At 62.4% G+C, this 23827-nt stretch carries 22 protein-coding genes; 14 read left to right on the top strand and 8 right to left on the bottom strand.

Annotation, left to right across the window (positions count from 1 at the left end):
- Window positions 1–8: 8 nt before the first annotated feature.
- Entirely contained in the window at window positions 9–785 is a 777-nt protein-coding gene (locus J2X76_RS14025; protein ID WP_310218038.1) for an ABC transporter ATP-binding protein, read from the top strand.
- A 114-nt stretch (window positions 786–899) separates the two neighbouring features.
- Here the strand turns inward: J2X76_RS14025 and J2X76_RS14020 are convergent, their stop codons facing one another.
- Window positions 900–1874, bottom strand: a complete 975-nt coding sequence (locus J2X76_RS14020; protein ID WP_310217104.1) for an aldo/keto reductase — start codon at window positions 1872–1874, stop codon at window positions 900–902.
- Window positions 1875–2052: 178 nt separating this feature from the next.
- Between J2X76_RS14020 and J2X76_RS14015 the strand changes: the two genes are divergently transcribed.
- The 12 genes from J2X76_RS14015 to J2X76_RS13960 all read left to right on the top strand — a co-directional run bounded on the left by J2X76_RS14015 (window position 2053) and on the right by J2X76_RS13960 (window position 14939).
- Window positions 2053–3090: a GntR family transcriptional regulator gene (locus J2X76_RS14015; protein ID WP_310217100.1), complete on the top strand. Its 1038-nt coding sequence runs from the start codon at window positions 2053–2055 to the stop codon at window positions 3088–3090.
- Window positions 3091–3137: 47 nt separating this feature from the next.
- Entirely contained in the window at window positions 3138–4673 is a 1536-nt protein-coding gene (locus tag J2X76_RS14010) for an ABC transporter substrate-binding protein (protein ID WP_310217098.1), read from the top strand.
- An 84-nt stretch (window positions 4674–4757) separates the two neighbouring features.
- The gene (locus J2X76_RS14005; protein WP_310217095.1) at window positions 4758–5933 is read left to right on the top strand and encodes a Xaa-Pro peptidase family protein; all 1176 of its coding nucleotides are present in this window, start codon (window positions 4758–4760) and stop codon (window positions 5931–5933) included.
- Window positions 5934–5943: 10 nt separating this feature from the next.
- Window positions 5944–7116, top strand: coding sequence for a Xaa-Pro peptidase family protein (locus tag J2X76_RS14000; protein ID WP_310217092.1), 1173 nt, complete (start codon window positions 5944–5946; stop codon window positions 7114–7116).
- Window positions 7117–7150: 34 nt separating this feature from the next.
- Window positions 7151–8131, top strand: coding sequence for an ABC transporter permease (locus J2X76_RS13995; protein WP_310217090.1), 981 nt, complete (start codon window positions 7151–7153; stop codon window positions 8129–8131).
- Window positions 8132–8136: 5 nt separating this feature from the next.
- On the top strand, window positions 8137–8982 hold the full coding sequence (locus tag J2X76_RS13990; protein ID WP_310217088.1) for an ABC transporter permease: 846 nt from the start codon (window positions 8137–8139) through the stop codon (window positions 8980–8982).
- 44 nt (window positions 8983–9026) lie between these two features.
- Window positions 9027–9971, top strand: coding sequence for a succinylglutamate desuccinylase/aspartoacylase family protein (locus J2X76_RS13985; RefSeq protein ID WP_310217085.1), 945 nt, complete (start codon window positions 9027–9029; stop codon window positions 9969–9971).
- Window positions 9972–10019: 48 nt separating this feature from the next.
- Window positions 10020–11039 carry an ABC transporter ATP-binding protein gene (locus J2X76_RS13980; protein ID WP_405030034.1) on the top strand — a complete coding sequence of 340 codons (1020 nt, stop codon included), beginning with the start codon at window positions 10020–10022 and terminating at the stop codon, window positions 11037–11039.
- Window positions 11029–12009, top strand: a complete 981-nt coding sequence (locus J2X76_RS13975) for an oligopeptide/dipeptide ABC transporter ATP-binding protein (RefSeq protein WP_310217082.1) — start codon at window positions 11029–11031, stop codon at window positions 12007–12009. The genes J2X76_RS13980 and J2X76_RS13975 overlap by 11 nt, the downstream gene beginning before the upstream one ends.
- Before the next feature lie 10 nt (window positions 12010–12019).
- Window positions 12020–12505 carry a GAF domain-containing protein gene (locus J2X76_RS13970; RefSeq protein ID WP_310217078.1) on the top strand — a complete coding sequence of 162 codons (486 nt, stop codon included), beginning with the start codon at window positions 12020–12022 and terminating at the stop codon, window positions 12503–12505.
- A gap of 12 nt (window positions 12506–12517) precedes the next feature.
- Window positions 12518–13747: an amidohydrolase family protein gene (locus J2X76_RS13965; RefSeq protein ID WP_310217075.1), complete on the top strand. Its 1230-nt coding sequence runs from the start codon at window positions 12518–12520 to the stop codon at window positions 13745–13747.
- Window positions 13748–13751: 4 nt separating this feature from the next.
- The gene (locus tag J2X76_RS13960; protein WP_310217073.1) at window positions 13752–14939 is read left to right on the top strand and encodes a hypothetical protein; all 1188 of its coding nucleotides are present in this window, start codon (window positions 13752–13754) and stop codon (window positions 14937–14939) included.
- 130 nt (window positions 14940–15069) lie between these two features.
- On the opposite strand, the gene J2X76_RS13955 is transcribed toward J2X76_RS13960, so the two are convergent.
- From J2X76_RS13955 to J2X76_RS13925, 7 genes are all read right to left on the bottom strand, one after another.
- Window positions 15070–16188: a mandelate racemase/muconate lactonizing enzyme family protein gene (locus J2X76_RS13955; protein WP_310217071.1), complete on the bottom strand. Its 1119-nt coding sequence runs from the start codon at window positions 16186–16188 to the stop codon at window positions 15070–15072.
- 189 nt (window positions 16189–16377) lie between these two features.
- Window positions 16378–17451, bottom strand: a complete 1074-nt coding sequence (locus tag J2X76_RS13950) for a sn-glycerol-3-phosphate ABC transporter ATP-binding protein UgpC (RefSeq protein WP_310217069.1) — start codon at window positions 17449–17451, stop codon at window positions 16378–16380.
- Window positions 17448–18275 carry a carbohydrate ABC transporter permease gene (locus tag J2X76_RS13945; protein ID WP_310217066.1) on the bottom strand — a complete coding sequence of 276 codons (828 nt, stop codon included), beginning with the start codon at window positions 18273–18275 and terminating at the stop codon, window positions 17448–17450. The genes J2X76_RS13950 and J2X76_RS13945 overlap by 4 nt, the downstream gene beginning before the upstream one ends.
- Window positions 18272–19174, bottom strand: coding sequence for a sugar ABC transporter permease (locus tag J2X76_RS13940; RefSeq protein WP_310217063.1), 903 nt, complete (start codon window positions 19172–19174; stop codon window positions 18272–18274). The genes J2X76_RS13945 and J2X76_RS13940 overlap by 4 nt, the downstream gene beginning before the upstream one ends.
- Window positions 19175–19328: 154 nt before the next feature.
- Entirely contained in the window at window positions 19329–20561 is a 1233-nt protein-coding gene (locus J2X76_RS13935; RefSeq protein ID WP_310217060.1) for a sugar ABC transporter substrate-binding protein, read from the bottom strand.
- A gap of 67 nt (window positions 20562–20628) precedes the next feature.
- Complete coding sequence (locus tag J2X76_RS13930; protein ID WP_310217058.1) at window positions 20629–21531, bottom strand: sugar phosphate isomerase/epimerase; 903 nt, start codon at window positions 21529–21531, stop codon at window positions 20629–20631.
- Between the two features lie 10 nt (window positions 21532–21541).
- Window positions 21542–22576 carry a Gfo/Idh/MocA family oxidoreductase gene (locus J2X76_RS13925; RefSeq protein WP_310217055.1) on the bottom strand — a complete coding sequence of 345 codons (1035 nt, stop codon included), beginning with the start codon at window positions 22574–22576 and terminating at the stop codon, window positions 21542–21544.
- A 129-nt stretch (window positions 22577–22705) separates the two neighbouring features.
- On the opposite strand from J2X76_RS13925, the gene J2X76_RS13920 reads away from it, so the two are divergent.
- Window positions 22706–23722, top strand: coding sequence for a LacI family DNA-binding transcriptional regulator (locus tag J2X76_RS13920; protein ID WP_310217053.1), 1017 nt, complete (start codon window positions 22706–22708; stop codon window positions 23720–23722).
- Window positions 23723–23827 lie beyond the last annotated feature (105 nt).

Raw genomic sequence — 23827 nt, 5'->3', positions numbered from 1 at the left:
CCATGACCATGATCAAGGTCGATCATCTTGCGGTTTCCTATGGCCACGGCGACAGTCTCGTCCGCGTCGTCAACGACGTGTCATTCGAGGTTGCGCAGGGCGAGACGTTCGGACTGGTCGGCGAAAGCGGCTGCGGCAAATCAACTGTTCTCGGAGCGCTCGCCGGCCGCAACAAACAGTGGACCGGCTCCATCCGGATCGATGGCGAGACGATCGGCCAGAAACGGTCGATATCGCAGCTCGCCAAGCAGCAGATGGTGTTTCAGGACCCGTTCGGCTCCATCCATCCCCGCCATACGATCGGGCGGACATTGCTGGAGCCTCTCGAAATCCACGGCAAGGACAACCGGCAGGAGCGCGTCGAAAAGGCGCTCAAGGACGTCGGCCTGCCGCTCAATTTCCGCTATCGCTTCCCCCACCAGCTTTCCGGCGGGCAGCGGCAGCGCGTGGCGATCGCCCGGGCCCTCATCCTGGAACCGCGGATCCTGCTGCTCGACGAGCCCACCTCGGCCCTCGACGTCTCCATCCAGGCGGAAATCCTGAACCTGCTCAAGGATCTGCGCGATCGCGAGAAGCTGACCTATATCCTCGTCAGCCACGATCTCGCGGTCGTCGCCCATCTCTGCGATCGCGTCGCCATCATGCAGAACGGCGGCTTCGTCGAGATCGCCACCAAGGCCCAGTTGCTCGCCAGCACCGTCGCGCATCCTTATACCCGCGTGCTGATGGATGGCAGCAGAGGTTATGTCGCTTCGAAGCGCCCGGTCGGTGTTGCAGCCTCCTGATCGCTTTCAGCCATATCGCGGAGGATCGGGAAAATCATCCCGCTCCTCCCTTAACCCTTCTCATCCCGCCGGACGCGCTCACGTGCACGGTCGCGGATGCCAGGTCATCGCGCGTCATGAATGGCCGGCGATAGGTTTCGGCAGATAATGTTGTTCAAGCTCCGACACGTCCTCGGCGCTGAGGCTGATCTCCAGCGCCTTTACGGCATCTTCGAATTGCTTTGGCTTCGAAATGCCGACGATCGGAGCCGTTATCGCCGGGCGGCTGGCGACCCAGGCATAAGCGACCTGCGCCATCGGCCGGCCGTGACGTTCCGCAACCGTCTTTAGAGACGCGACGATCGCGTCGTCGGTGGCCTTTGTCCGGTCGTAAAGTGCGCGGGCCGTGCCATCCGTCTGGCTTCGGGTGGTTTCTCCTTCAGCCTTGCCCGCCAACCGGCCCCGAGCAAGGGGGCTCCAGGGAACGACGCCCACGCCCTCGCTGAGGCACAGCGGCAGCATCTCTCGCTCCTCTTCCCGATATATCAGGTTGTAGTGGGGTTGCATCGAGACGAACTGCGCCCAACCATTCTGCCGCTGGAGGCCGATGGCCTTCATGAACTGCCAGGCATGCATGGAAGACGCACCGAGATAACGCACCTTCCCGGAACGCACCAGGTCGTTCAGTGCATCGAGCGTTTCTTCAAGAGGCGTCCCGTAGTCGAAGCGGTGCAGCTGGTAAAGGTCGATATAGTCGGTGCCCAGGCGCTTGAGGCTGCCATCGACAGCGTCGAAGATATGCTTGCGAGAAAGAGACCGGTCGTTGACGTCGGTGCTCATGGGATGAAAGAGCTTCGTGGCGATCACCAGCTTGTGGCGGGGAACGAGATCCAGCAGCACCTTGCCGGTGATCTCCTCGCTCTTGCCGAGAGAATACATGTCAGCCGTATCGAAGAAATTGATGCCGAGATCGACGGCCTGACGCAGGATTTGCGCGCTTTCTTCAAAGCCGAGAACCCAGGGCGCCCACTCGCTTGACCCGAAGGTCATGCAGCCCAACGCCAGTTGCGATACCTTCAGGCCCGTCCGGCCAAGATTGACATAATCCATTGATACACCTCGTGCAGCTTGAATGGCGTGGAACCGAATTCCTTGTCTCGAAAGAGGGTATAATTGGAGTTTTTGCAGGCACGCAACAGGGTTGCCGGGAAAATATGCAAAAAATCGCTGAGCCTATTGCCAAATTGGAATCTGCTGTTACGGTCAGCGTACTAATCGGATAATACACATGTTTACGATCGACGCATCCAGCATTGACCGCTCGCTGCCCGTTCCCGTGGGCAAGCAGCTCTATGGGCTGCTGAGTTACATGCTGTCTTTCGGCGACATGCCGAAGGGCGTGAAGCTGCAGTCCGTGCGTCAGCTCGCAGCCGAACTCGACATAGCGCCGATGACGGTGGCTGAAGTTTACAAGCAGCTCAGGGCCGGCGGTCTCGTCGAGATCCGGCCCGGCCTCGGCGCCTTCACCGTCTACGAACCGCGTCGCCGCGATGGCGTCATCGCGCCGGCAAGTGTCCTCAGCGCCGATATTGACGCCCTGCTGGAAAAAGCCGAAGCGCTGGGCATTTCGCCGGTCACGCTTGCCTCGATGGTGCAGGCACAGGCAAGGCTGCGCAAGCCGCGCGTCCATCTCGATATCGTCTTCGTCGGCATATTCGAGGCCCCGGCGCGCGATTATGTCGAACAGATCCGTCCGACGCTTGCCGCCAACGACGTGATCTCGCTCCTGACCTTCGAGCAGCTCCATCAGAACGAGGAAGCGCGCGCAAAGTGTCGCAATGCAGATCTGGTGCTGACTTTCGTGCATCGGGAGGTGGAGATGCGAAGCCTCGTGCCGGAGGCCAACATCCTGTCGATCCGCTTCATTCCTTCGGAACGCACCCGCCAGTCGCTCGCACTGCTCGACCCGCGTACGCGCATTGCAGCCGTTACGCAGCTCAAGGACTATATCGCCATCATGCGCCCCAGCGTGCGCGAGTTTGCTCCCCATATTTCCGACATCACGGTGACATGGTCCTATGCGGACGATCTGGCCGACATCATCGCTCGCTGCGACGTGGTGATCTACGCTTCCGGCGCGGACCATGTCGTCAATCTCGCGGGCCCGAACAAGCGCTGCTTCGAATACCGCCATTCGCCGGACCCGGGCGTGCTCGAAAACCTTCTTGCGCCGGCACTCTCCGAACTGCGCCACAACAAGATTGCCGAGGCCGAGCGCCCTGAAAAGGTCGCCGATATCGCGTCGCGGAGGACCAAGACCCGCTGACCGCATAAGCCATGCTTTGAATGAACCAAACCAATAAGGGAACAGACATGAGCAAAGCACTCTCGATCACAGCAGCCGCCCTTCTTGCAGGGCTTTCCTTCACCGCTTTGTCCTCAGCTGAGGCGGCGGGCATCACCATCGGCACGGATGTCGATGCAGGTACGCTCGACCCGCGGCTTGCCCGCGATACGACCGCCTATCGTGTTGCCGACCTGATCTACTCCGGTCTCGTCCATCTGACGCCAGGCTTGGAAGCCAAGCCGGACCTCGCCGAAAGCTGGGAAAATCCGAACCCGACCACCTGGATCTTCAAGCTGCGGCCGAACCTTAAATTTTCCGATGGCAGCCCGCTCACCTCGGCTGACGTGGTGTTCACCTTCACCACGATCCTCAACAAGGATTTCAACGCGCCGCAACGGGCGCTTTATACGCCGATCTCGGCGGTGGAAGCCGTCGATGCCCAGACGGTCAAGTTCACGCTGTCTGCGCCCTATGCGCCCTTGCTGAGCTATCTGGACCTCGGCATCGTGCCGAAGGCGCTCGTCGAAGGCGGCACGGACATCGCGCTGAAGCCGGTCGGCGCCGGCCCGATGAAGTTCGCATCCTGGACACGCGGCAGCGCCATCGAACTTGCGCCCAACCCGAATTACTGGGGCGAAAAGCCGAAAGCGGACAAGGTGATCGTGAAGATCATCGGCGACGGTTCGGCTCGCGCCCAGGCCTTCGAGGCAGGCGATCTCGATATCATCCAGGCGCCGCTCGCGCCGCAGGACATCAAGCGCCTGCAGGCCGACAAGCGCTTCGGCTCGGTCATCCAGCCGGGGCTCGGCGTAACCTACATCAACTTCAACACCAAGGACCCGTTGCTTTCGAGCCCGAAAATGCGGCAGGCCTTCTCCATGCTGATCGACCAGAAGACCATCGTCAACGACATCTACCAGGGTGTGGATGCGGTCGCATCTTCCGTGATCCTGCCGTCGTCCTGGGCCTATTCGAAGGATATCAAGCAGCCGGGCTTCGATATCGAAGGTGCCAAGAAGCTTTTCAAGGAAGAAGGCTGGGCCGACACCAACAGCGACGGCATTCTCGACAAGGGCGGCAAGCCGCTGAGCGTCGTGCTGTCCACCCATAGCGAAGACAGCAACCGCGTGCAGACGGTCGAGTTCATGCAGGCGAACTTCCAGGCGGCCGGCGTCGATGCCAAGACGCAGATCAGCGACTGGCCGTCCTTCTCCACCAACTATGTACAGAAGAGCCAGCACCAGATCGCCCTGCTCGGCTGGCTGAACATTGTCGATCCCGATCGGCTGCTGTTTGCCCAGCTCACCACCGGCGGTTCGACCAACTGGGGCGCCTATTCCAATCCGGCGGTCGACGACCTCCTGAAACAGGGGCGCTCGGCAACCATCCAGGCGGATCGCACCGCGGCATACCAGAAGGCGGCAACGATCCTGGCGAGCGATCTGCCTTATTACATCATCTCGTACCAGGGTTATCAGCTCTTCTATTCCAAGAAGCTGCCCTTCGAGGTGCAGGCGACCTCGCGCGGCAATATGCGGGGCCTGATCGGCCTCAAGGACTGACGGGCATCCGCTGAAACGCCGATGGCGAGCCGGTTCGCCGGCTCGCCCCCGATGTGACCGAAATTGCAGTTCCAGGATAAACCGATGGCTTTCTCACAGCGTCTCGGCGCGGACTTCTATGCCAAAATCCAGACCGAAATCCGCAGGCGGATGGCGGCCGCAGGCATCGATCTGCTGCTTCTCGATTCAAACGACGACGTCATCTACACCACGGGTTTTTCGCACTACACGACGGAGCGGCCGGTGGTCTTCGCGATCACCGCCACGGAGGCCTTCCTGCTGCTGCCGGAGCTGGAACGCACTCACGCGCACCACCAGCACATTGCCGCCGAACCGATCGTCTATTTCGAGTTCCCCGGCATCGATCCGTGGAACGCGGTGCTCGGCCGCAAGTTCGCCGGCTTCAAGGGAACGGTTGCCTACGGCCATGCGATCTCGCTTGCCCGCGTGAAGCCGATCGAAGGTGCATTTGCGAATGCCGAACGGGTGATCCCGAGCAATATCGTCCAGCAGATGCGGCTTCGTAAACACCCTGAGGAGATCGCGCTTCACCGCGAGGCCGCAAGGCTCTCTGACCGCATGGTCGAGGCCGGCGTCGAGATGATCCGCGAGGCGACGCGCAAGGGCGGCACGCTGCCGAGCGAGGTCGAGATCGAATCCTATGTCTCCCGTCATGCGATGCGCACCATGCATGAAGAGCATGAGGACGTCATGCTGGTGCAGGGTCTGGCGAGCGGGCTTGTCTATTCCGGCCCCCGATCGGCTTTCCCGCACGGCATGCCGACCGGCCATCCGGTGAAAATCGGCGAAAGCATCATCCTGTCGCTCGGCTGCCGGGTCGGCGCGCGTGCCTCGGAAAGCGAGCGCACCTTCTTCATCGGCGAGCCGTCCAAGGTGCAGCAACGGCACTATGCCGTTGCCTACGAGGCGCAACGCATGGCAACCGCGGCGCTGATCGCCGGGCATACCTGTGCTTCCGCCGACAACCTCGCGCTCGCCTATATCCGTGACAGCGGCATGAGCGAATACCTGCTGCATCGCGTCGGTCACGGCATGGGCATCATGTTCCACGGAGCGCCCTGGGTGGAAGGCGGCGACCAGACCATTCTGGAGCCCGGCATGATTACCTCCAGCGAACCGGCGATCTTTGTACCGGGCTTTGCCGGATACCGCATCGCCGACACCGTGCTGATCGCCGCCGAAGGGCCGGACAGCATGACGACCTACCCCCGCAAGCTCGACGACGTCGTTATCGCCTGAGGGTGGGAAAATGACTTTCAGCCAACGTCTCACACCGGAATTCTTCGAACGCCTGCATCGGGATATCCGCGCCCGCATGGCGGAAAAGGGCATCGGCCTGCTGATCCTGGATGCCGCCGACGATGTGCTCTACACCACCGGTTTCTCCTTCCGCCCGAACGAACGGCCGGTGGCGCTGGCGCTGACCGCGACGAACGCGATCCTGCTGATCCCCGAGCTGGAACGCGAACATGCCGACCGGCAGAACGTTGCGGCGGAAACCCTCGTCTATTTCGAATTTCCGGGTGTCGACCGCGCCTTTTCGCTGCTCGCCCGCACCGTTGGCGCGATCAAGGGGGACGTTGCCCATTCCTTCGGCCTTTCGGTCGGGCGCGCCGCAGAGCTTGCCGGTCTCTTCCCGAACAACCGTGTCGCGCCGACGGATATCGTCGCGAAGATGCGGCAGGTGAAATATCCGGAAGAACTGCGCCTGCATCGCGAGGCGGCGCGGATTTCCGACGCGATGGTCCAGTCCGGCGTCGATCTCGTCACCGAAGCTTTTCGGGCCGGCAAGCCGCTGCCGAGCGAGATAGCGCTCGAGGCCCACGTCGTGCGCCACGCGCTCGACATCATGGAAAACGAGCATGAGGACATCATGAATGTCCCGACGCTGGCGGGCGGGCTGGTTTATGGCGGACCGAACTCGGCCTATCCGCACGGGATCGTCTCCCATCGCCGCATCCGGCCGGGCGAGAGTTTCATCCTCTCCCTCGGCTGCCGGGTGGGTGGTCGCTCGGCGGAAAGCGAGCGCACGTTCGTACTCGGCGAGCCTGGCAAGGACCACGAGAAATACTACGCCATCGCCCAGGAGGCGCAGCGGCTCGGCACGGCTGGCCTCGTTGCAGGACGCACCTGCGCCTCGGCGGATATCACGGCGCTCACCTATATTCGCGAACAAGGCATGACGCCTTTTCTCAAGCACCGCGTCGGCCATGGCATGGGTGTCGCCTTCCATGAATCCCCCTGGGTCGAGGCGGGCGACCAGACCGTTTTGCGCGAAGGCATGATCTGTTCGAGCGAGCCTGCGCTCTACGTGCCCGAGGTCGGCGGCTTTCGCCTTGCCGACACGGTTCTGGTCACCGCGCAGGGCCCGGATTCGCTGACGAAATTCGCCCGGCGCTTCGAGGAGATCGTGCTGTCATGACCCTCGCTTCGACGAACATCAGGGGGAGCGCCCCATGGTAGCCTATATCGTTCGCCGCCTTCTGCTGCTCATCCCGATGGCGATCGGCATGGTCGTCGTCACCTTTGGCCTGCTGTTGCTCATTCCCGGCGACCCGGCCTCGGTCCTGCTCGGCCAGGAGGCGTCGCCGGAAGCGATCAGCAACCTGCGCAACGCGCTCGGCCTCAACGATCCCTGGTATATCCGGCTCGGCACCTATTTCGCACATCTGCTGCAGGGCGATATGGGCCGCTCGATCTTCCAGAACCAGGCGGTCTCGGAAATCATCGCCGGCCGGCTCGGCGCGACGATCGAGCTTGCGGTCGTGGCGCTGGTGCTTGCCTGCCTGATCGGCATCACGCTCGGCGTCATTGCCGCGACCCGGCAGGGTTCGCTCGTCGATACGGTCTCGATGGTCTTCGCGCAGCTCGGCGTTTCTATGCCGGTCTATTGGCTCGGCCTGCTGCTGATGCTGCTGTTTGCCGTGACACTCGGATGGCTGCCGGCGATCGGCCGCGGCACGCCCTTCCCCGAAGCCATCTGGGCGGCCCTGACTGGCCGGCCGCAGGTGCTGCTCGACAGTTTTGCCCATATCCTCCTGCCCGCACTGGCGCTGGCGGCCAACTCGGCCGCGATCATTTCCCGGCTGGTACGCACGGCCATGCTCGAAGTGCTGCGCGAGGATTTCGTTCGCACAGCCTATGCCAAGGGCCTGCGCCGCCAGCGCGTCATCATCCGCCACGCGTTTCGAAACGCGCTCTTGCCGGTCTTGAGCGTTGTCGGCCTTCGCTTCGGTGCCCTGCTCGGCGGCGCGGTGCTGACCGAAACCATCTTCGCCTGGCCGGGCCTCGGCCAGCTCACCATCACGGCGATCTCGCAGCGCGACCTGCCGCTGATCCAGGGCATCGTGCTCACCTTCGCGATCATCTTCGCGCTGGTGAATCTCGTCGTCGATCTTCTCTATGCGGCCGTCGATCCGCGCATCCGGTTGGGTTGAGGCTCATGATTCTACCCAGGCGTTTCCGCAATCTCTCGCTCCTCCTCGGCACCTTCATCGTGCTGGCGATCGTCATCTGCGCCGTCTTCGCCCCCTATCTCTCGACGCATGGCATCGAGCAGATGGACATGCGCAACCGGTTCTCCGGCCCGACGCTCGTTCACTGGCTCGGCACCGACAATTTCGGCCGGGATCTCTGGTCGAGACTGATCTTCGGGGCGCGCGTCTCGCTGACGATCGCCTGCATCTCGGTTGCCGTCTCTGCCCTCGTCGGTACGGCGGTCGGGCTGGCGGCCGGTTATTTCGGCGGCTGGACGGACCTGATCCTGATGCGGATCACCGACATCTTCCTCGGCTTCCCGGCGATCGTCCTGGCACTCGCCATCGTCGCGGTGCTCGGTCCCGGCATGGTCAATGTCGCAATCGCCATCATCGTCGTCGCCTGGACGGAATATGCCCGGGTGGTACGCGCCACGACGCTGATGCTGCGCGAGCAGAATTACGTGCAGGCTGCCCGGGCGCTCGGCGCCCATCCGGTCCGCATTCTCGTCAAGGAAATCCTGCCGAACGCCATGGGGCCGATCATCGTGCTCGCCTCGCTCGGTTTCGGCACTGCGATCATCGCGGAATCGGCGCTCAGCTTCCTCGGTTTCGGCCTGCCGCCACCCACGCCGACCTGGGGCTGGACGCTTGCCTACGGCACCCGCTTCATGCGCGACGAGCCGTGGCTGGCGATCATTGCCGGCGCCACGATCATGGTGACCGTGCTCGGCTTCAACCTGCTCGGCGATGGCCTGCGCGACGCGCTCGATCCCCGCCATCTTTCCCGTTCGGCGGGCAGGAAAAAATAGGCAACCTTCGGATCAAAACGACAAGACGCTGAAAGGAAACGTCCATGGTCAAGTCGATCAACAAGCTCCGCCACAAGTTCACCACCCACGCGGACGGCAGCGACGCCATCATCTTCATGCACGAGCTGGTGGGCGAACAGGACGGGCCGACCGTCGGCATCTGCGCCTCGATCCACGGCAACGAGAACACCGGCTCGCAGGCGATCCTCGATCTCTTCCGCATACTCAAGGACATGCCGGTCAAGGGCCGCATCATCCTGCTGCCGGTTGCCAACCCGCGCTCATTCGCCGTCAACCACCGCCACAACCCGCTCGACCAGCTCAACCTCAACCGCGAATTCCCGGGCGATCCGCGCGGCACCTACAGCCAGCAGCTCGCCGATGCGCTGGCGCATGAATTCTACGCCAAGATCGAGTACAATCTCGACCTGCATTCCGGCACCGACCGGCCGACCGTCGACTACGTCTATATCTGGAACGACGAACCGCTGTCGCGCGCCTTCGGCTCGAAGATCCTTTACCGCCCGACTACTGGAAAGGCCGGCACGGTTTACCAGGGTACCAGCAAGTCCGTGTCCATGGATCGCCACGGCACCAAGGTCGTGACGATCGAGCTCGGCGGCGGCATCGTCGACCAGACGCCCTATACGAAGCGCACCGTCGACGGCCTTTTGAACCAGCTGCGCCTGATCGGCTCGATCGAAGGCGAAGTGAAGCCGAACCCGAAGCAGATAGTCGTCACCGAACTCGTGGGCATCCGCCCGAAGCACGGCGGCTGGCTGGAGCCGTTGTCGCCGGCAAACGGCGAGATCATCAAGGGCGGCTCGCTGCTCGGCCGCGTCGTCAGCCCCTACGATTTCGAGACGATCGAGGAAATCCCGACGCCGTTCGAAACCGGCATCATGGTCATGCAGCACCTGACCCGCAACCTCGTGGAAGCCGGCGACTATGGCTTCATGGTCGGCAATATCGAAGGCTCGACCGACTGAGCCACCCACTGAGCCACCCACTGAGCCCCAAGGCGAATGGATGAAAGCATGCAAGATCGGGTTTTGGAAAAGACGATGGAACCGGCACTCGCCGTCAGCGACCTGAATGTGGAAATTCTCGGCGAGAACGGGGCTTTTCCCGTCGTGTCGGAGATGAGCCTTTCGGTCCGTCCCGGCGAGACGGTCTGCATCGTCGGCGAAAGCGGCTGCGGCAAGTCGATGACCGCGCTGTCGCTGCTGCGCCTCCTGCCCGACAGCGCCCGTATCGCATCCGGCTCGATCAGGATCCATGGCGAGGATTTTCTCGCCATGGGCGGGCGACAGGTGGAGGATTTTCGCGGCGACAAGATCGCCATGATCTTCCAGGAACCGCTGACGGCGCTGAACCCGGTGCTGACGATCGGCGAGCAGATCGCCGAATCCGTCCGCCAGCACCGAAAGCTCGGCAAGCGCGAGGCCTTTGCCCGGGCCGTCAAATGCCTGGAACTGGTGCAAATGCCTGACCCGTCCCGGCGCGCGCGGCAATTTCCGCACGAACTTTCCGGCGGCATGCGGCAGCGGGCGATGATCGCGCTGGCGCTTGCCTGCGAACCGAAGATCATCATCGCCGACGAACCGACGACCGCCCTCGACGTCACCGTGCAGGCGCAGATCCTCGGCCTGATCTCCGACCTGCAGAAGCGGCTCGGCACGGCACAGGTGCTGATCACCCACGATCTCGGCGTGGTTGCCGAAATCGCCGACCGGGTGATCGTGATGTATGCCGGCCGGCGCGTCGAGGAATGCAGCGTCTACGAACTCTTCGACAACCCGATCCATCCCTATACGATCGGTCTGATGGGAGCGGTCGCGCGCGCCGCTTCCCATGACGGAGAGGCGCAGACCGCCCCCGAGCGGCTGACCGACATTCCCGGCACCGTGCCGCCGCTCTGGGACCTGCCCAAGGGGTGCGCCTTTGCGCCCCGCTGTCCGGGTGCTTCCGCCCGTTGCCTTGAGGAGCGTCCGCCCTTCATCGAAAAGACGCCTGGCCATTTCGCGGCCTGCTGGGAGCATGACAATGTCCGATAACCTGGCGGCATCCCCTCTGCTTTCCGTCGAAAACCTCAAGGTCCATTTCGCCATCCGCGCCGGCGTCTTCCAGCGACAGGTCGGTGAAGTGAAGGCGGTCGACGGCGTGTCCTTCTCGATCGGTGCTGGCGAAACGCTCGGCCTTGTCGGCGAAAGCGGCTGCGGCAAATCGACGACGGGACTGGCCTTGATGGGGCTCGTGAAGGCGACGGACGGGCGGATCGCCATGCAGGGCGCGGAAGATGTCACGGCCATGCGCAGCGTGCCCCGCGCGCACCGCCGCCGCATGCAGATCATCTTCCAGGACCCGTTCTCCTCGCTCAACCCGCGCCAAAGGATACGCGACATCATCCGCGCGCCACTCGATATCCACGGCATCGGTACGATGGAGGAGCGGCGTGCCGAGGTGGCAAAGCTGATCTCGCTTGTGGGCCTGCGCCCCGACCAGGCCGACAATTTCCCGCACCAGTTTTCCGGCGGCCAGCGGCAGCGGATCGGCATTGCCCGGGCGCTGGCGCTGAAGCCGGATATCATCGTCTGCGACGAGCCGGTATCGGCTCTCGACGTTTCGGTTCAGGCGCAGATCCTCAACCTGCTTGCCGACCTGCAGAGGCAACTCGGCCTTTCCTACCTGTTCATCTCGCATGATCTCGGCGTGGTCGAGCATGTCTCGCACCGCGTGGCGGTCATGTATCTCGGCAGGATCGTCGAGACGGGGCCGAAAAAGGCAATCTTCTCCAAACCGCTGCATCCCTATTCGGAACTTCTTCTGCGTTCCGCGCCGTCGCACGATCCGCATCGCCGGCACCAATTCAGCGCCGTCAGCGACGACATTCCGAGCGCGACGAAGAAGCCCTCCGGCTGTGCCTTCCACACCCGCTGCCCGCTGGCGACCGACATATGCCGGCGGATCGAACCGCAGCTCGAGGTAAAGGCGGACGGCCAGTTTGTCGCCTGCCATCATCGATAGGAGTTTTAGGATGATCTACGACCTGATCGAACTTCTGGCGGAAAAGGGCCAGCCGAACTTCTTCTTCGACGCGCTGGATACCGCGCTTGCCGCCCGCGTCGGGCACAGGCTTCTGACGCTGCTCTACACGGACGGCGACGAGGTGGCACGCGTCTATTCCAACATGCCGGATGTCTATCCCGTTTCTGGCCGCAAGCCGATGGGTGTCACGCCCTGGGGCGATCTGGTGCTGCGCGGCCAGCAGCCTTTCCTCGGTCGGGACTACGAGGCGGTCAAATGGGCGTTTTTCGATCATGAACTGATCGCCAGCCTCGGCCTCGGTTCCGCGATCAACATTCCGGTCGTCTATGACGGCGAGACGATCGGCACGATCAACCTGCTGCATGAGGAACATTTCTACGAGGAAAAGCATGTGGAGATCGCAAGGAAATTTGCGCCGCTGCTGATCCCCGCCTTCCTCGAAGCCCGCCGCATCAGCAGCGCATCCAGAGCCTGAAGGAACCGACCCGTGGCTACCATTCTCTTTCAAAACGCCCGTATCGTCGATGGGACGAGCCCGGAGGCGAGCGAACCGATGTCGGTTTTCGTCGAGGGCGATGTGATCCGCGAGGTCTCTCCTTCGATCGCCAGCGCCTCGGCCGAGCTTATCGACCTTTCCGGCAAGGTGCTGATGCCGGGGCTGATCGATGCGCATGTCCACGTGATTGCCGGCATGGCGAACCTTGGCCAGAACGCCAGGCTTCCCGACCCGATCGTGACCGTGCGTGCCTTCAAGATCATGGGCGAGATGCTGATGCGCGGCTTTACCACCGTACGCGATCTCGGCGGTGCAACCTCCGCCCTTCTCGCAGCAACCCAGGAAGCGCCCTGGCCGACGCCGCGGCTCAATATCTGCGGCAAGGCACTCTCGCAATCCGGCGGCCATACGGATTATCGCGGTCCCTACGACGACCAGCCGACGCCGAAAACCGGCCACACGCTCGGCAACCTCGGCCGCATCTGCGACGGCGTGCCGGAAGTGCGCAAGGCAGCCCGCGAGGAACTGAAATCGGGGGCGCATTTCATCAAGGTCATGGCAAACGGCGGCATCTCCTCGCCGACGGACCCGATCCATTTCCTCGGTTTTTCACGCGAGGAACTGATCGCAGCCGTCGAGGAGGCGGAAAATGCCGGCACCTATGTCGCGGCCCATCTCTACACCGACAAGGCGATCCGTCGGGCGATCGAATGCGGCATCCATTCGCTGGAACATTGCAACCTGATCACCCCGGAGACTGCCAGGTTCGCGGCCGAAAACGGCTGCGTCTCGGTGCCGACGCTCGTCACCTATGAAAAGCTCGGAGTGGAAGGGCCGGCACTTGGCCTGCCTCCCGCCTCCGTTGCGAAGGTGGATTCCGTGCGGCTCGCCGGCATGGATTCGCTTGCCATCATGCGCGACGCGGGGCTGCCAATGGCATATGGCACCGATCTCCTGGGCGAGATGCATCGACACCAATCCGAGGAATTCGTGATCCGCTCCCGTGTGCTTCCGGCTCACGAGGTGATCGCCTCGGCGACATCGGTCGCCGCGAAACTGCTGCGGATGGAAGGCAAGATCGGCTGCATCGCTCTCGGCGCCTTTGCCGACCTCGTCGTGGTCGACGGCGACCCGCTGAAGGACATGTCTCTGCTGACACAGCAGGGCGCCCATATGCCGATCATCATGAAGGGCGGCAATTTCATGAAAAACCGGAGTTAAGGGAATGGAACTGGGAGGAGAACTGGCGGCAATCACGGCCGGCCTCGACCTGCTTTACCGCAGCCGCAACCGCAATGCCGGCATTCTGGATGCTGAAGGGCTGATACCCGTTGCGGTCGCCGAAGTCGCGCCGCGGCATTTCGGCAGCTATGAAGAGGGGGAAGCGGCGATCCTGTCCCTGCGCGACAGGCTTGGAGGGGCCGAGTCCGCATTGCGGCGCGACTGGCTCGACGAAATGTCGGACTCGCTGCTTGCCTTGATTGCCACGTTCCGCGGTGACCGTATCACATTTGCCGAGCGGCTGGAGCGGCAGATCCGCACCGATACGCGCGACATCCCCGACGAGATCATCGCCGGTTATCACAACGGCATTCGCCAGGCGCTCGACGAGTTGGGCTTTCGCGGCGGAGACCTTCTGGAGGATTTTACGCGCTGGGAGAAACAGGCGCGGATACCCGAAGACAGGGTACTCGACGTGCTTGCGGATTTTCAGCGGCAAGCGCGCGCCAGATGCGGCAGGCTGGCGAGCGTGTTGAATGCCGATTGGCTGGACGCGGAATGGATCAAGCCTGTTGCCCAGCGCGACGTGCCCTATTCGGCCTATTGCGATTTTCCCGGCAGACAGGTGCTCTTGAATGTGGGATTTCCCTATACCGCATTCAGCCTCAAGCACCTGGCCGTGCACGAAGCCTTTCCCGGCCATCTCGTTCATCTGAAACTGCGGGAACGGCGCGTGGCCGAGGGACACATGCCTCTGGATGCCGCTCAGGTCGTCACGAGCTCGGCGAGTTCCGCGATTTTCGAGGGTATCGCGGACAACGGTCTGCAATTTCTCGACTGGGTCGAAACGACGGAAGATCATCTTGGTCATCTTCTGCAACGCCTTCGTTCCGCACTGAGGTGTCGGGCCGCCTGGCGCGCGCTTGGCGAAGGGAAGCCGCTCGAGGAGATCCTGCCCGATATCGCGCGCGACTCCTTGCAGACACCCACGGTCACCCGATCCCGCCTGGCCTTTCTCGGCCATGACCTGCGCGCTCCATTTGTCTACGCTTATTGGTGCGGAGAGATGGCGGTCGATGCCGTCTGGTCCACGATCGCGGAAGAAGAACGCGGTTCGTTCTGGGAATATCTTTATGGCAACATGCACACGCCAGCCACCCTGGCCAGGCATTGGAAGAATTGCGGATCCTAAAGGATAAAACCAAGGACCCGCGCCGGAAGATCGACCTCGCTATACTTGCTTCGGCAGCCGCTTTCTGAAGATGGATATCAACGGCGATGTCCGCCTTGCGTTGTCTCCGGGGAATACCTGCCCGGCCGCGCTAGCGCAGGCTCTTGCCGAAATGCTCCATGCTCCTGGCGAGCGGCGTCGTGCCGGCGCCGGGCCGCTGCGGCCGCCTGAAAACGCCATCCTCGACATTCGCAGGCTCCTCGAAGTGATCCTTGATCCACGGAATGTATTCGAGAATCGTCGAAGCCGGATGCCAGTAGCTCATGTGCACGTGTACCTGGCTCATTTCGCCCGCATGCGGCACGACGGGCAGCCGGTTGGCGAGCGCCAGGTCCGCCACCTGAATATATTCGGTAATCCCTCCAAGACGTGTCACATCCGGCTGCACATAGGCCACGGCCCCGGCATCGATGAAGGATCGGAAGGCGTCAACCGTATAAAGCTGTTCGCCGAGCGCAATCGGAATAGACGTATTGCGGGCGAGCGCAGCGTGGCTCTTGACGTCATCGTACCAAAGCGGCTCCTCGAACCAATAGATATCGAGATCCCGTGCCAGTGCGCAGAAGCGCTGGCAGGTCGGCAGATCCCATTTGCCGTTGCCGTCGATGGCAATGCGAATCTTCGATCCGACGCGCTTGCGCACCGCCGCCAGCCGCTCGACATCGACATTCGGGTCCTCGTGCCCGACCTTGATCTTGAGCCGGGTGAAGCCGTCTTCCTCGACCGCTTTCGCCGAACCGCGCAGAAGCGTTTCCAGGTCGAAGGAGAGCCAGCCGATATCGGTATTGTAGGCCTCGAGGGCATCCGTGCGCGCGCCGCCCAGACAGGACCAGAGCGGCACTTCCGCCTTCTTCGCCTTCAGATCCCAAAGAGCGACGTCCACCGCCGCGAGCGCCAGATGCGTGATCCCGGCCCGGCCGACCCATTGCAGCGACGGGTATCGGGCGAGCTTCGTCCAGAGGCGCTGGTGATCGGAAGCATCTTCGCCAATCAATAGCGGTGCATAACAATCGCTGATGCAGGCGGTGATCAGCCGGTCGGAGGCAAGGTGCGCATGCGTGCCCGTGAAGCCGTAGCCCTCCAGACCGTCGGTGGTGACGATCTTCGTACCGACGACGCCCCAATGGGTGATGCTGTGGGTCGAATCCGAGATGGAGGCCGAGGTGAGCGGAAGATGAAGAATGAAGGGTTGGACGGAAGCGATTTTCATGTCTGACCTCGACCGGTTCGATTGATGCATGAGTTCCACGGCGCAGCCCGAGCTGAGAAGGTGGCCATTACCTTTATGCCAAGCGGCAGCAAGGTTTGGCACCTGAAATTTTCGCGCGATCCAGGGCGCCACCCCCGGATCAGTCTGCCGCCTTTCCTGTGCTCATCGGCGAAGGCAGCCGGGGGCATTTCAAGCGAGGCGTATCTGCGTTTCCCTGTCGAAAAGGTGCAAGTGGGCCGGATCGAGATGAAGTGGAAGCGTCTCTCCGGGGCGGATGGAGACGCGGCTGTTGAGGACCACGACCAGTTCCGGTTGCGTCGCGGTCGTGACATAAGTGGCCGCGCCGGTGCTTTCGACACTTCCGACCGGCAAGCGGAGCCCCGCATCCGCCTCGCCCGCAAGCTGGAGATGCTCCGGCCGGATTCCCACGATCAGCACCCTACCGGCCTCGACGGATTTCGTCAGCGCCACGGTGTGAGGCGTGCCCAGATCGAGGACGACGGAGCGTCCGTCCGGTCCCGCCTGAGCGGGCACGAAATTCATGGCCGGCGAACCGATGAACCCCGCCACGAACTGGTTGGCCGGCCGGTCGTAGAGTTCGAGCGGCGCGCCCTGTTGCTCGATCACGCCCTGACGCATGACCACCACATGATCGGCCATCGTCATCGCCTCGACCTGGTCATGGGTGACGTAGACGGATGTCGCTCCCAGCCGGTCGTGGAGAGCACGGATCTCCTTGCGCATGTGGACACGCAAGGCGGCATCGAGATTGGACAGCGGCTCGTCGAACAAAAAGGCCTTGGGATTGCGGATGATCGCCCGGCTCATCGCCACGCGCTGACGCTGACCGCCCGAAAGCTCGCGCGGATAGCGCCCGAGAAGGGCCGAAAGGCCCGTCGTGGTGGCCACCTCCTCCGCCTTTCGCCTGGCCTCCTCCTTGCCGACGCCTCGCATGCGCAGGCTGTAGGTGAGATTTTCCTCGACCGTCATGTGCGGGTACAGCGCATAGGACTGGAAGACCATGGCAAGATCCCGCTTGCGGGGAGGAACGCCGTTCATCCGGGTACCCGCGATGACCAGGTCTCCAGCCGAGATGGATTCGAGCCCGGCCAGCGAACGCAGCAATGTGGACTTTCCACAGCCGGACGGGCCGACGAGCGCCACGAAGGAGCCCTTGCGGATCTTCAGGTCGATGTCCCGCAACGCATGGTAGGCGCCGTAATATTTGTTCACGCCCGAAAGTTCGATCTGATGCAGGGTCATTTGAGGGCTCCGGACGTCAGGCCGGAAACGATCCGGCGTTGCAAGAGAACGAAGATGGCGAGGATCGGCGTCACATACATCGCGGCATAGGCCATGATGTTGTTCCATTCGTTGGTGTTCGGCCCCATGAAGGAATTCAGCCCGACGCTTGCCGGCTGATATTCGATCGCCTGGATCATCGACTTCGAATAGACGAACTCCCCGAAGGCCTGCATGAAGATCAGGATGGCGCTGACGAGAATGCCGTTGCGGGCGAGCGGCAGCACGATGTGGAAGAAGGCGCCGAAACGGGAATTGCCGTCGACCAGCGCCGCCTCCTCCAGTTCCATCGGCACGCTCATGAAGGCCGCCCTGACCAGGACGACGAAGAAGGGCATGCTCTTGGCGGCGATCGCCAGGATGACGGCGACGCGCGGGTAATCCAGCAGGCCGAGCTGCGAAAAGCCGACGAAGATCGGCGTGATCATCAGCGATGCCGGCAGCACCTGCAGCATGAGGATCAGGAACAGGCCGACATCCACCCAGGCATTGCGGTAGCGCGCCAGCACATAGGCGCAGCCCGTGCCGAGGATGACGATCAGCGAGACGGCGCCGGAGGCGATCACCAAGGAGTTCCAGAGATAACGGCCGACATTGCGGCTCTCCCAGACCGACCCGTATATGCTCCATTGCGGATCGGATGGCCAGAATGAAGGCGGCGATGCGAACATCGCCGATCCCGTCTTCAGCGCGGTCACGTACATCCAGTAGAGCGGAAAGAGGTAGACCGCCGCGAGCAGGACGGCCACCATCAGCATGAGCTTGTCGCGAAGGGCCATGGTCATCCCCGCACCTCATGCCGGGTCGAGCGCACATAGACGACCGACGCAAACATCACGAAGACGATCATGATGACGGAGATCGTTGCTCCTTGCGCGAAGTCGTACTGGCGGAAGGACAGGTCCCAGGCCCAGTATTGCGCCACGTTCGATGAATTGTTGGGGCCGCCGGCGGTGATGGCCGCGAAGAGATCGAACTGCTGCAGGGTGAAGATCAGGCCAAGCGCAACGAGCGCGCCGATCGAGGAACGCATCATCGGCAAGGTGATGGTGTAGAACCGCTGGACGACATTGGCACCGTCGAGCTCGGCGGCCTCGTAGAGATCCTGGGGAATGGCCGACAGGCCGACCGAGAGCAGGATCATGTTGAAGGAAATGCCGAGCCAGATATTGGCGATGACCACCGCCCAGAGAGAGAAGTTCGGATCGGAACGCCAGAATATATTGGCGGAAACGAGCCCGGACTCCTTGAGAAGAAAGTTCAGCACGCCGAAGTCGCCGGAAAGGATCCAGTTCCAGATGGCGCCGACGACCAGACCGGGCATGACCCAGGACACGAGGAAAAGCCCGCGCAGCCAGGAGGAACCCGGAAAGCCGGTCCAGAAAAAAAGCGCCAGCGCAAAACCGATGGTGAATTGCCCGGCGATCGATGCGGCCACGAAGATCGCCGTATTCCCCAGGATCGGCCAGGTCTCGGGCTGCGAGAACAGGGTGATGTAATTCTTGAAACCCACGAACGGCCGCGCGAAAGTCCCGAGGCTGAACATGTCCACTTCCTGAAAACTCATCACGATGTTGTAGAGGAGCGGCAGGCCGGCCATCGCAAACAGGAAGATGAGCGGTACCGAAACAAGGCCGATATCGAAACCGCGCCCGTCGCGGATGGAAAGAAGCAGTCTTCTCATAACACCTCCGGATCTGCGCCGATCTTCCGGTCCGGAGCCGCGCGGCAAGCCATCGCGGCCCCGGCCGGGAGGAATGGTGCCTTCTTCTCCTCTTCCCGAGGGGTAGACGGGAGGGAGCGAAGGCAAGTCGCCCGAGCCATGGGCCCGCGGCTTCTTAGCCAAGCACGGCCTTGATCTTCTTGTCGGCCTGGTCGAGTGCCTCCTGGGCGCTCATCTGACCGGACAGGGCCGCCTGGATGGCATCCTGGATCGCCTTGGAAATCTTGGGCCACGCGGGATGCGGTCCGCGGGGCTGCGCGAACTTCAACTGCTCCTGGAAGACCTTCAGGGCGGCGTCCTTGAGCGGCTGGCCGGTCGGCGGAATGGCAAGATCGGAGCGAGCCGGAAGCTGGCCGAAATCCTTGAACATCCGATTGTCCTGCGAGACGAAATATTCCAGCACCTTGAAGGCTTCCTTCGGATGTTTGGAGTTGGCGAAGATCGCCCAGTTGAAGTCACCCATGGCGGACGAACGTTTCGCATCGGCTTCAGGAAGCGGCAGCAGCGCGACACCCCAATCGAACTTCGCCTCCTTCACCATGCGATCCAGCTCCCAGGGGCCGGAAATCGCCATGGCCGCATTGCCGGAATTGAAGGTTCCGGTCGAATCCCACTGGCTGCGGGTGAGCGTATCGCGGGACGCGAGCTTCTCGTCGATGATCGTCTTCCAGGTTTGGAGCGCTTTCACGGCACCGGGCGTGTTGATCTTGTCATAACCGCCGCCGCCCATCTGCGCCCAGGGCAGGAACTGGAAGGTCCCCTCCTCGTTCGCCTTCGCCGAGAATGTGATGCCGTAGACGTTCTTTGCGGGATCGGTGAGCTTGCGTGCCGTATCGAGGAGTTCCGCCCAGGTCTGCGGCGGCTTGGCCGGATCCAGCCCCTTCGCCTTGAACATATCCTTGTTGTAGTAGAGCGCGATCGTGTTGGTCGCCTTTGGAATGCCGAAATAGCGGTCCTTCCACATCACCGATTTCAGCGGACCGGGATAATAGTTTGCAGGCTTCACGACACTCGATTGAGAAATCATGTCCGTCAGGTCGAGGAATGCTCCGCGCGAGGAAAACAGCGCGTGTTCCGGATTGTCGACGGCGATGATATCGGGCGCCTGGCCGGTCGAATAAGCGCGCATAGCCTCGCTCACCACGTCGTCGAACTGGATCTGGCGATATTCGACCGTGATCCCGGTCTTCAGGTTGTTGAAATCCTTGATGAGGTTCGGAGCCGGCTGAATGTCGCGGTCAAGCGACCAGACGGTGATTTTCACGTCCTCGGCGCGGGCCGAGACATAGAATGCCGACATGCTGGCAACCGCGAGCGCGCCGACTAAAGCCAATTTGCGAATACCCATGCTCTCCTCCTTCAGATTGTGCTCCTGGCGCCGGCCTCCTCCAGGCCGGCACGGGGAGCGGTTTGCGTCATACCGGATCGGTGACGAAATCGCCGCCTCGGCATGACTTCAGATAGTTCAAGGCATGCACCTGGCCGGTCATTTCCAGCTCGTCGCGATAGACGGGGTCGTGCCAGCCCTCGATGTCGATCGAGCCCGACCAGCCCGCGAGCCTCAGTTCCGAGATGACATCGGTCCACTTCGTGTCGCCGAAACCGGGCGTGCGCATGAAAACGAAGGGATGCTTGCCGAAAATCCCGTGCTCCCGGATGACGTCCCAGCGGATCGTCGCGTCCTTGCCGTGCACGTGAAAGATCTTCGATGCCCATTTGCGGATCTGCGGCAGCGGCTCGATCAGATAGACCATCTGATGGCACGGCTCCCATTCGAGGCCGATATGGTCGTCCGGCGTCTCGTTGAAGATCAGCTCCCAGGCATCCGGATTGTGGGCGAGGTTCCAGTCGCCTGTCTGCCAGTTGCCGTCCATGGCGCAATTCTCGAAGGCGATCTTGACGCCCTTGTCGGCGGCACGTTTTGCGAGCTCGCTCCAGATCTGCCGGTAGCGCGGCAGGCTTTCCGGGATCGGCCGTCCGCGCAGCCTTCCGGTAAAACCTGCAACGCAGGTCGCACCGAAATGGTGGGCGTTGTCGATGCAATCCTTCCAGCCCTGCAGCGTCTGGAGATCGATTTCGGTTTCTTCCAGCGGATTGCCGAACATGCCGAGCGCCTGGATGGTGATGTCGCGATCGCCGATCGCATCGCGGCAGCGCTTGCCGAGTTCCGCCAGATCCTGGCCGTTCGTCGTCTGCCAGAAGAAAGGCTGAAAACTTTCGAAGCCCATGTCGGCGATCTGGGCGATACGCTCGGCCGCGCCGCCTTTGGTGCTGCGGATCATCGTGCCGATACGGATGGATTTGGCTGGGTTGCTCATGGCTCGATCCTCATATTTGAATGGCGACGGCTTGGCCGGTCCGCGCGCTCTCGATGGCGCCGAACACCATGGCCAGGCTCTTGATATTGTCGGCTCCCACCGTCTCGGGTGGCCGACCGGAGCGGATCGCGTCGAGGAAATCGGTGATCACGCTTGCATGGCCCAGCGTTTCCTCCTCGCGCGGCGCCGGCGGCACGTCGATCGGCTGATGGCCGAGCAACAGCCCCTCCCCGCTGCCGGCAATCGTTGCATCGAAGGTTTCCTCGCCGTCCCAGGTCAGCATTCCCTTCGAGCCGACCAGCCGCCAGGCGCTTTCCCAGCTCGTGCGGCGGCCCTCGGCGCACCATGAGCCGCGATAGGTGAAGACGACATCGTCGGAAAGGCGGAAGACGGCATTGGCCGAGGCCCCATGGGCGTACCAGGAACCGGCCGGGTTGGTTTCAAGGCAATAGACCGACAAGGGACGCTTCCCGCTGACAAAACGGGCCGCATCAAACGTGTGGATCGCCATGTCGAGCAGGAGCACATTATCCATCTGCTCGCGGAAGCCGCCGAAATGCGGAGCTATGAAAAAATCGCAATGGACGCCGGTCAATTCACCGATCGCGCCGAGTTCGACGAAGCGGCGCATCCGGCGGATACCGGAGATGAAGCGCCGGTTCTGTACCACCGCATGAATCCGCCCGGCCCCTTCGGAGAGCGCAATGAGCTCTCTCGCCTCACCAAGCGACGTGGCCATCGGCTTTTCGCTCAACACGTGGCAACCGTGGCGGAGGCCGGAGGCGACGACGGCCTTGCGGGCGGAGGGCACGACGATATCGAACAGAAGCTCGGCGCCGGTCTCTTCCAGCACCCGGTCGAGATCCGTACCGATCGCCACATCCTTCAGGTCGAAAGCTTCGGCAAGCGCCAAGGCGACGGAGCGGTCGAGATCAACCAGCCCGACGACGGTGATGGTTTCGGCAAGACCCGGCGTCGTCTTCAACGCCCGCATCCACCCATGAGCCATGGCTCCGCACCCGCATAGAACGGCCTTCAATGTCACGATGTCCTCCTCGCAAACGGTGCCGATGCTCCTTCACCGGTTTCCGTAAACGTTTACGATCCTATTTACAGATGATGGTTTCTGTCAATAGGATTTCCGAAAACGATTACGGTCTGATAGGACGGGCTCATGAAAGGCATTCGGCGGCTGGCGGAACACCTCGACATTTCGATCGGCACGGTCTCGCGCGCACTGAACGGCAAGCCGGACGTGAACGAGGAAACGCGCCGGCGTGTCCTCGAAGCCGCCGAACGTCTCGGTTATGTCGCCAACCAGTCCGGGCGGGCGCTGCGCAAGGGCTCGACGGGGGTGATCGGCTTCATGATGCAGACCGGCCGGGAAATCACCGGCCAGGGCGATATCTTCTTCATGAGCGTCTTCGACGGGGTGCAGACCGTGCTGGCGCGCCACAAGCTCGATCTCGTCGCGCTTCTGTGTTCGTCCGAGGAGGATCCAGACGACTACCTCAAGCGGATGGTTGCGCGCGGTTTCGCAGACGGCATCATCCTGTCGGCGACGCGTCGCCATGATCCGCGCCTGGAGCTTCTCGCGCGGCATTCCATTCCCTTCATCACCCTGGGACGAAGCCTTACCGATGTCGGCCAGCCATGGATCGATCTGGATTTCGAGGGCATGGCGGAGATGTCGATCGAGCGCCTGGTGCGCGGCGGGCACACCCGCATAGGCTTCGTCTGGCCCCACGGGGATCTCAATCTCGGTTATGTCTTTATCGAACGCTGCCGGATGGTCCTGGCGCGGCACGGCCTCACGCTTGCCGAAAATCACATTTTCCGCACCACTCCCAACGAAGCCGGAGGTTACGCGGTCGCCCGGCAGATCAGGGACAGTGGCGAGCCGCCCACGGCCGTCATCCTCGTCAACGAGACCCTGGTGACAGGACTGTACCATGGCCTCGAAGAGGTTGGGCTCCGACCGGGCCGCGACCTCGCCATCATCGGCCGCCAGAGCCCGCAGGCACGGTTTCTCTCGCCGAACCTGACCGGCTTCGAGCTCTCTCTCCGGGACCTCGGCATCGCGCTTGGCGAAAGCCTGCTGTCGACCATGCCCGCTTATGAGGATCTTTATCCTCAGGTCGTGCGCAGGAAACTTTGGCCGATGTCGCTCGTCGACGGCGACAGCGGGTGAAGGGACGGGCCGGAAAACGGCCTGCTTTGCAGTTTTGTGACAGAAATGAAAGAAGGCTGGAAAACTCTGTAACCGGCCTGACACGATAGCGCTCTAAGGAACCGT

The sequence above is a fragment of the Neorhizobium sp. 2083 genome, assembly GCF_031455615.1.
GTDB lineage: Bacteria > Pseudomonadota > Alphaproteobacteria > Rhizobiales > Rhizobiaceae > Neorhizobium.
Note: the sequence above shows the minus strand (reverse complement) of the source record. Positions and strands in the feature narration are given on the sequence as shown.

Coding starts and splice junctions, on each gene's coding strand:
- J2X76_RS14025 (WP_310218038.1), top strand. CDS start 9: ATGATCAAGGTCGATCATCTTGCGGTTTCCTATGGCCACGGCGACAGT.
- J2X76_RS14020 (WP_310217104.1), bottom strand. CDS start 1,874: ATGGATTATGTCAATCTTGGCCGGACGGGCCTGAAGGTATCGCAACTG.
- J2X76_RS14015 (WP_310217100.1), top strand. CDS start 2,053: ATGTTTACGATCGACGCATCCAGCATTGACCGCTCGCTGCCCGTTCCC.
- J2X76_RS14010 (WP_310217098.1), top strand. CDS start 3,138: ATGAGCAAAGCACTCTCGATCACAGCAGCCGCCCTTCTTGCAGGGCTT.
- J2X76_RS14005 (WP_310217095.1), top strand. CDS start 4,758: ATGGCTTTCTCACAGCGTCTCGGCGCGGACTTCTATGCCAAAATCCAG.
- J2X76_RS14000 (WP_310217092.1), top strand. CDS start 5,944: ATGACTTTCAGCCAACGTCTCACACCGGAATTCTTCGAACGCCTGCAT.
- J2X76_RS13995 (WP_310217090.1), top strand. CDS start 7,151: ATGGTAGCCTATATCGTTCGCCGCCTTCTGCTGCTCATCCCGATGGCG.
- J2X76_RS13990 (WP_310217088.1), top strand. CDS start 8,137: ATGATTCTACCCAGGCGTTTCCGCAATCTCTCGCTCCTCCTCGGCACC.
- J2X76_RS13985 (WP_310217085.1), top strand. CDS start 9,027: ATGGTCAAGTCGATCAACAAGCTCCGCCACAAGTTCACCACCCACGCG.
- J2X76_RS13980 (WP_405030034.1), top strand. CDS start 10,020: ATGCAAGATCGGGTTTTGGAAAAGACGATGGAACCGGCACTCGCCGTC.
- J2X76_RS13975 (WP_310217082.1), top strand. CDS start 11,029: ATGTCCGATAACCTGGCGGCATCCCCTCTGCTTTCCGTCGAAAACCTC.
- J2X76_RS13970 (WP_310217078.1), top strand. CDS start 12,020: ATGATCTACGACCTGATCGAACTTCTGGCGGAAAAGGGCCAGCCGAAC.
- J2X76_RS13960 (WP_310217073.1), top strand. CDS start 13,752: ATGGAACTGGGAGGAGAACTGGCGGCAATCACGGCCGGCCTCGACCTG.
- J2X76_RS13955 (WP_310217071.1), bottom strand. CDS start 16,188: ATGAAAATCGCTTCCGTCCAACCCTTCATTCTTCATCTTCCGCTCACC.
- J2X76_RS13950 (WP_310217069.1), bottom strand. CDS start 17,451: ATGACCCTGCATCAGATCGAACTTTCGGGCGTGAACAAATATTACGGC.
- J2X76_RS13945 (WP_310217066.1), bottom strand. CDS start 18,275: ATGACCATGGCCCTTCGCGACAAGCTCATGCTGATGGTGGCCGTCCTG.
- J2X76_RS13940 (WP_310217063.1), bottom strand. CDS start 19,174: ATGAGAAGACTGCTTCTTTCCATCCGCGACGGGCGCGGTTTCGATATC.
- J2X76_RS13935 (WP_310217060.1), bottom strand. CDS start 20,561: ATGGGTATTCGCAAATTGGCTTTAGTCGGCGCGCTCGCGGTTGCCAGC.
- J2X76_RS13930 (WP_310217058.1), bottom strand. CDS start 21,531: ATGAGCAACCCAGCCAAATCCATCCGTATCGGCACGATGATCCGCAGC.
- J2X76_RS13920 (WP_310217053.1), top strand. CDS start 22,706: ATGAAAGGCATTCGGCGGCTGGCGGAACACCTCGACATTTCGATCGGC.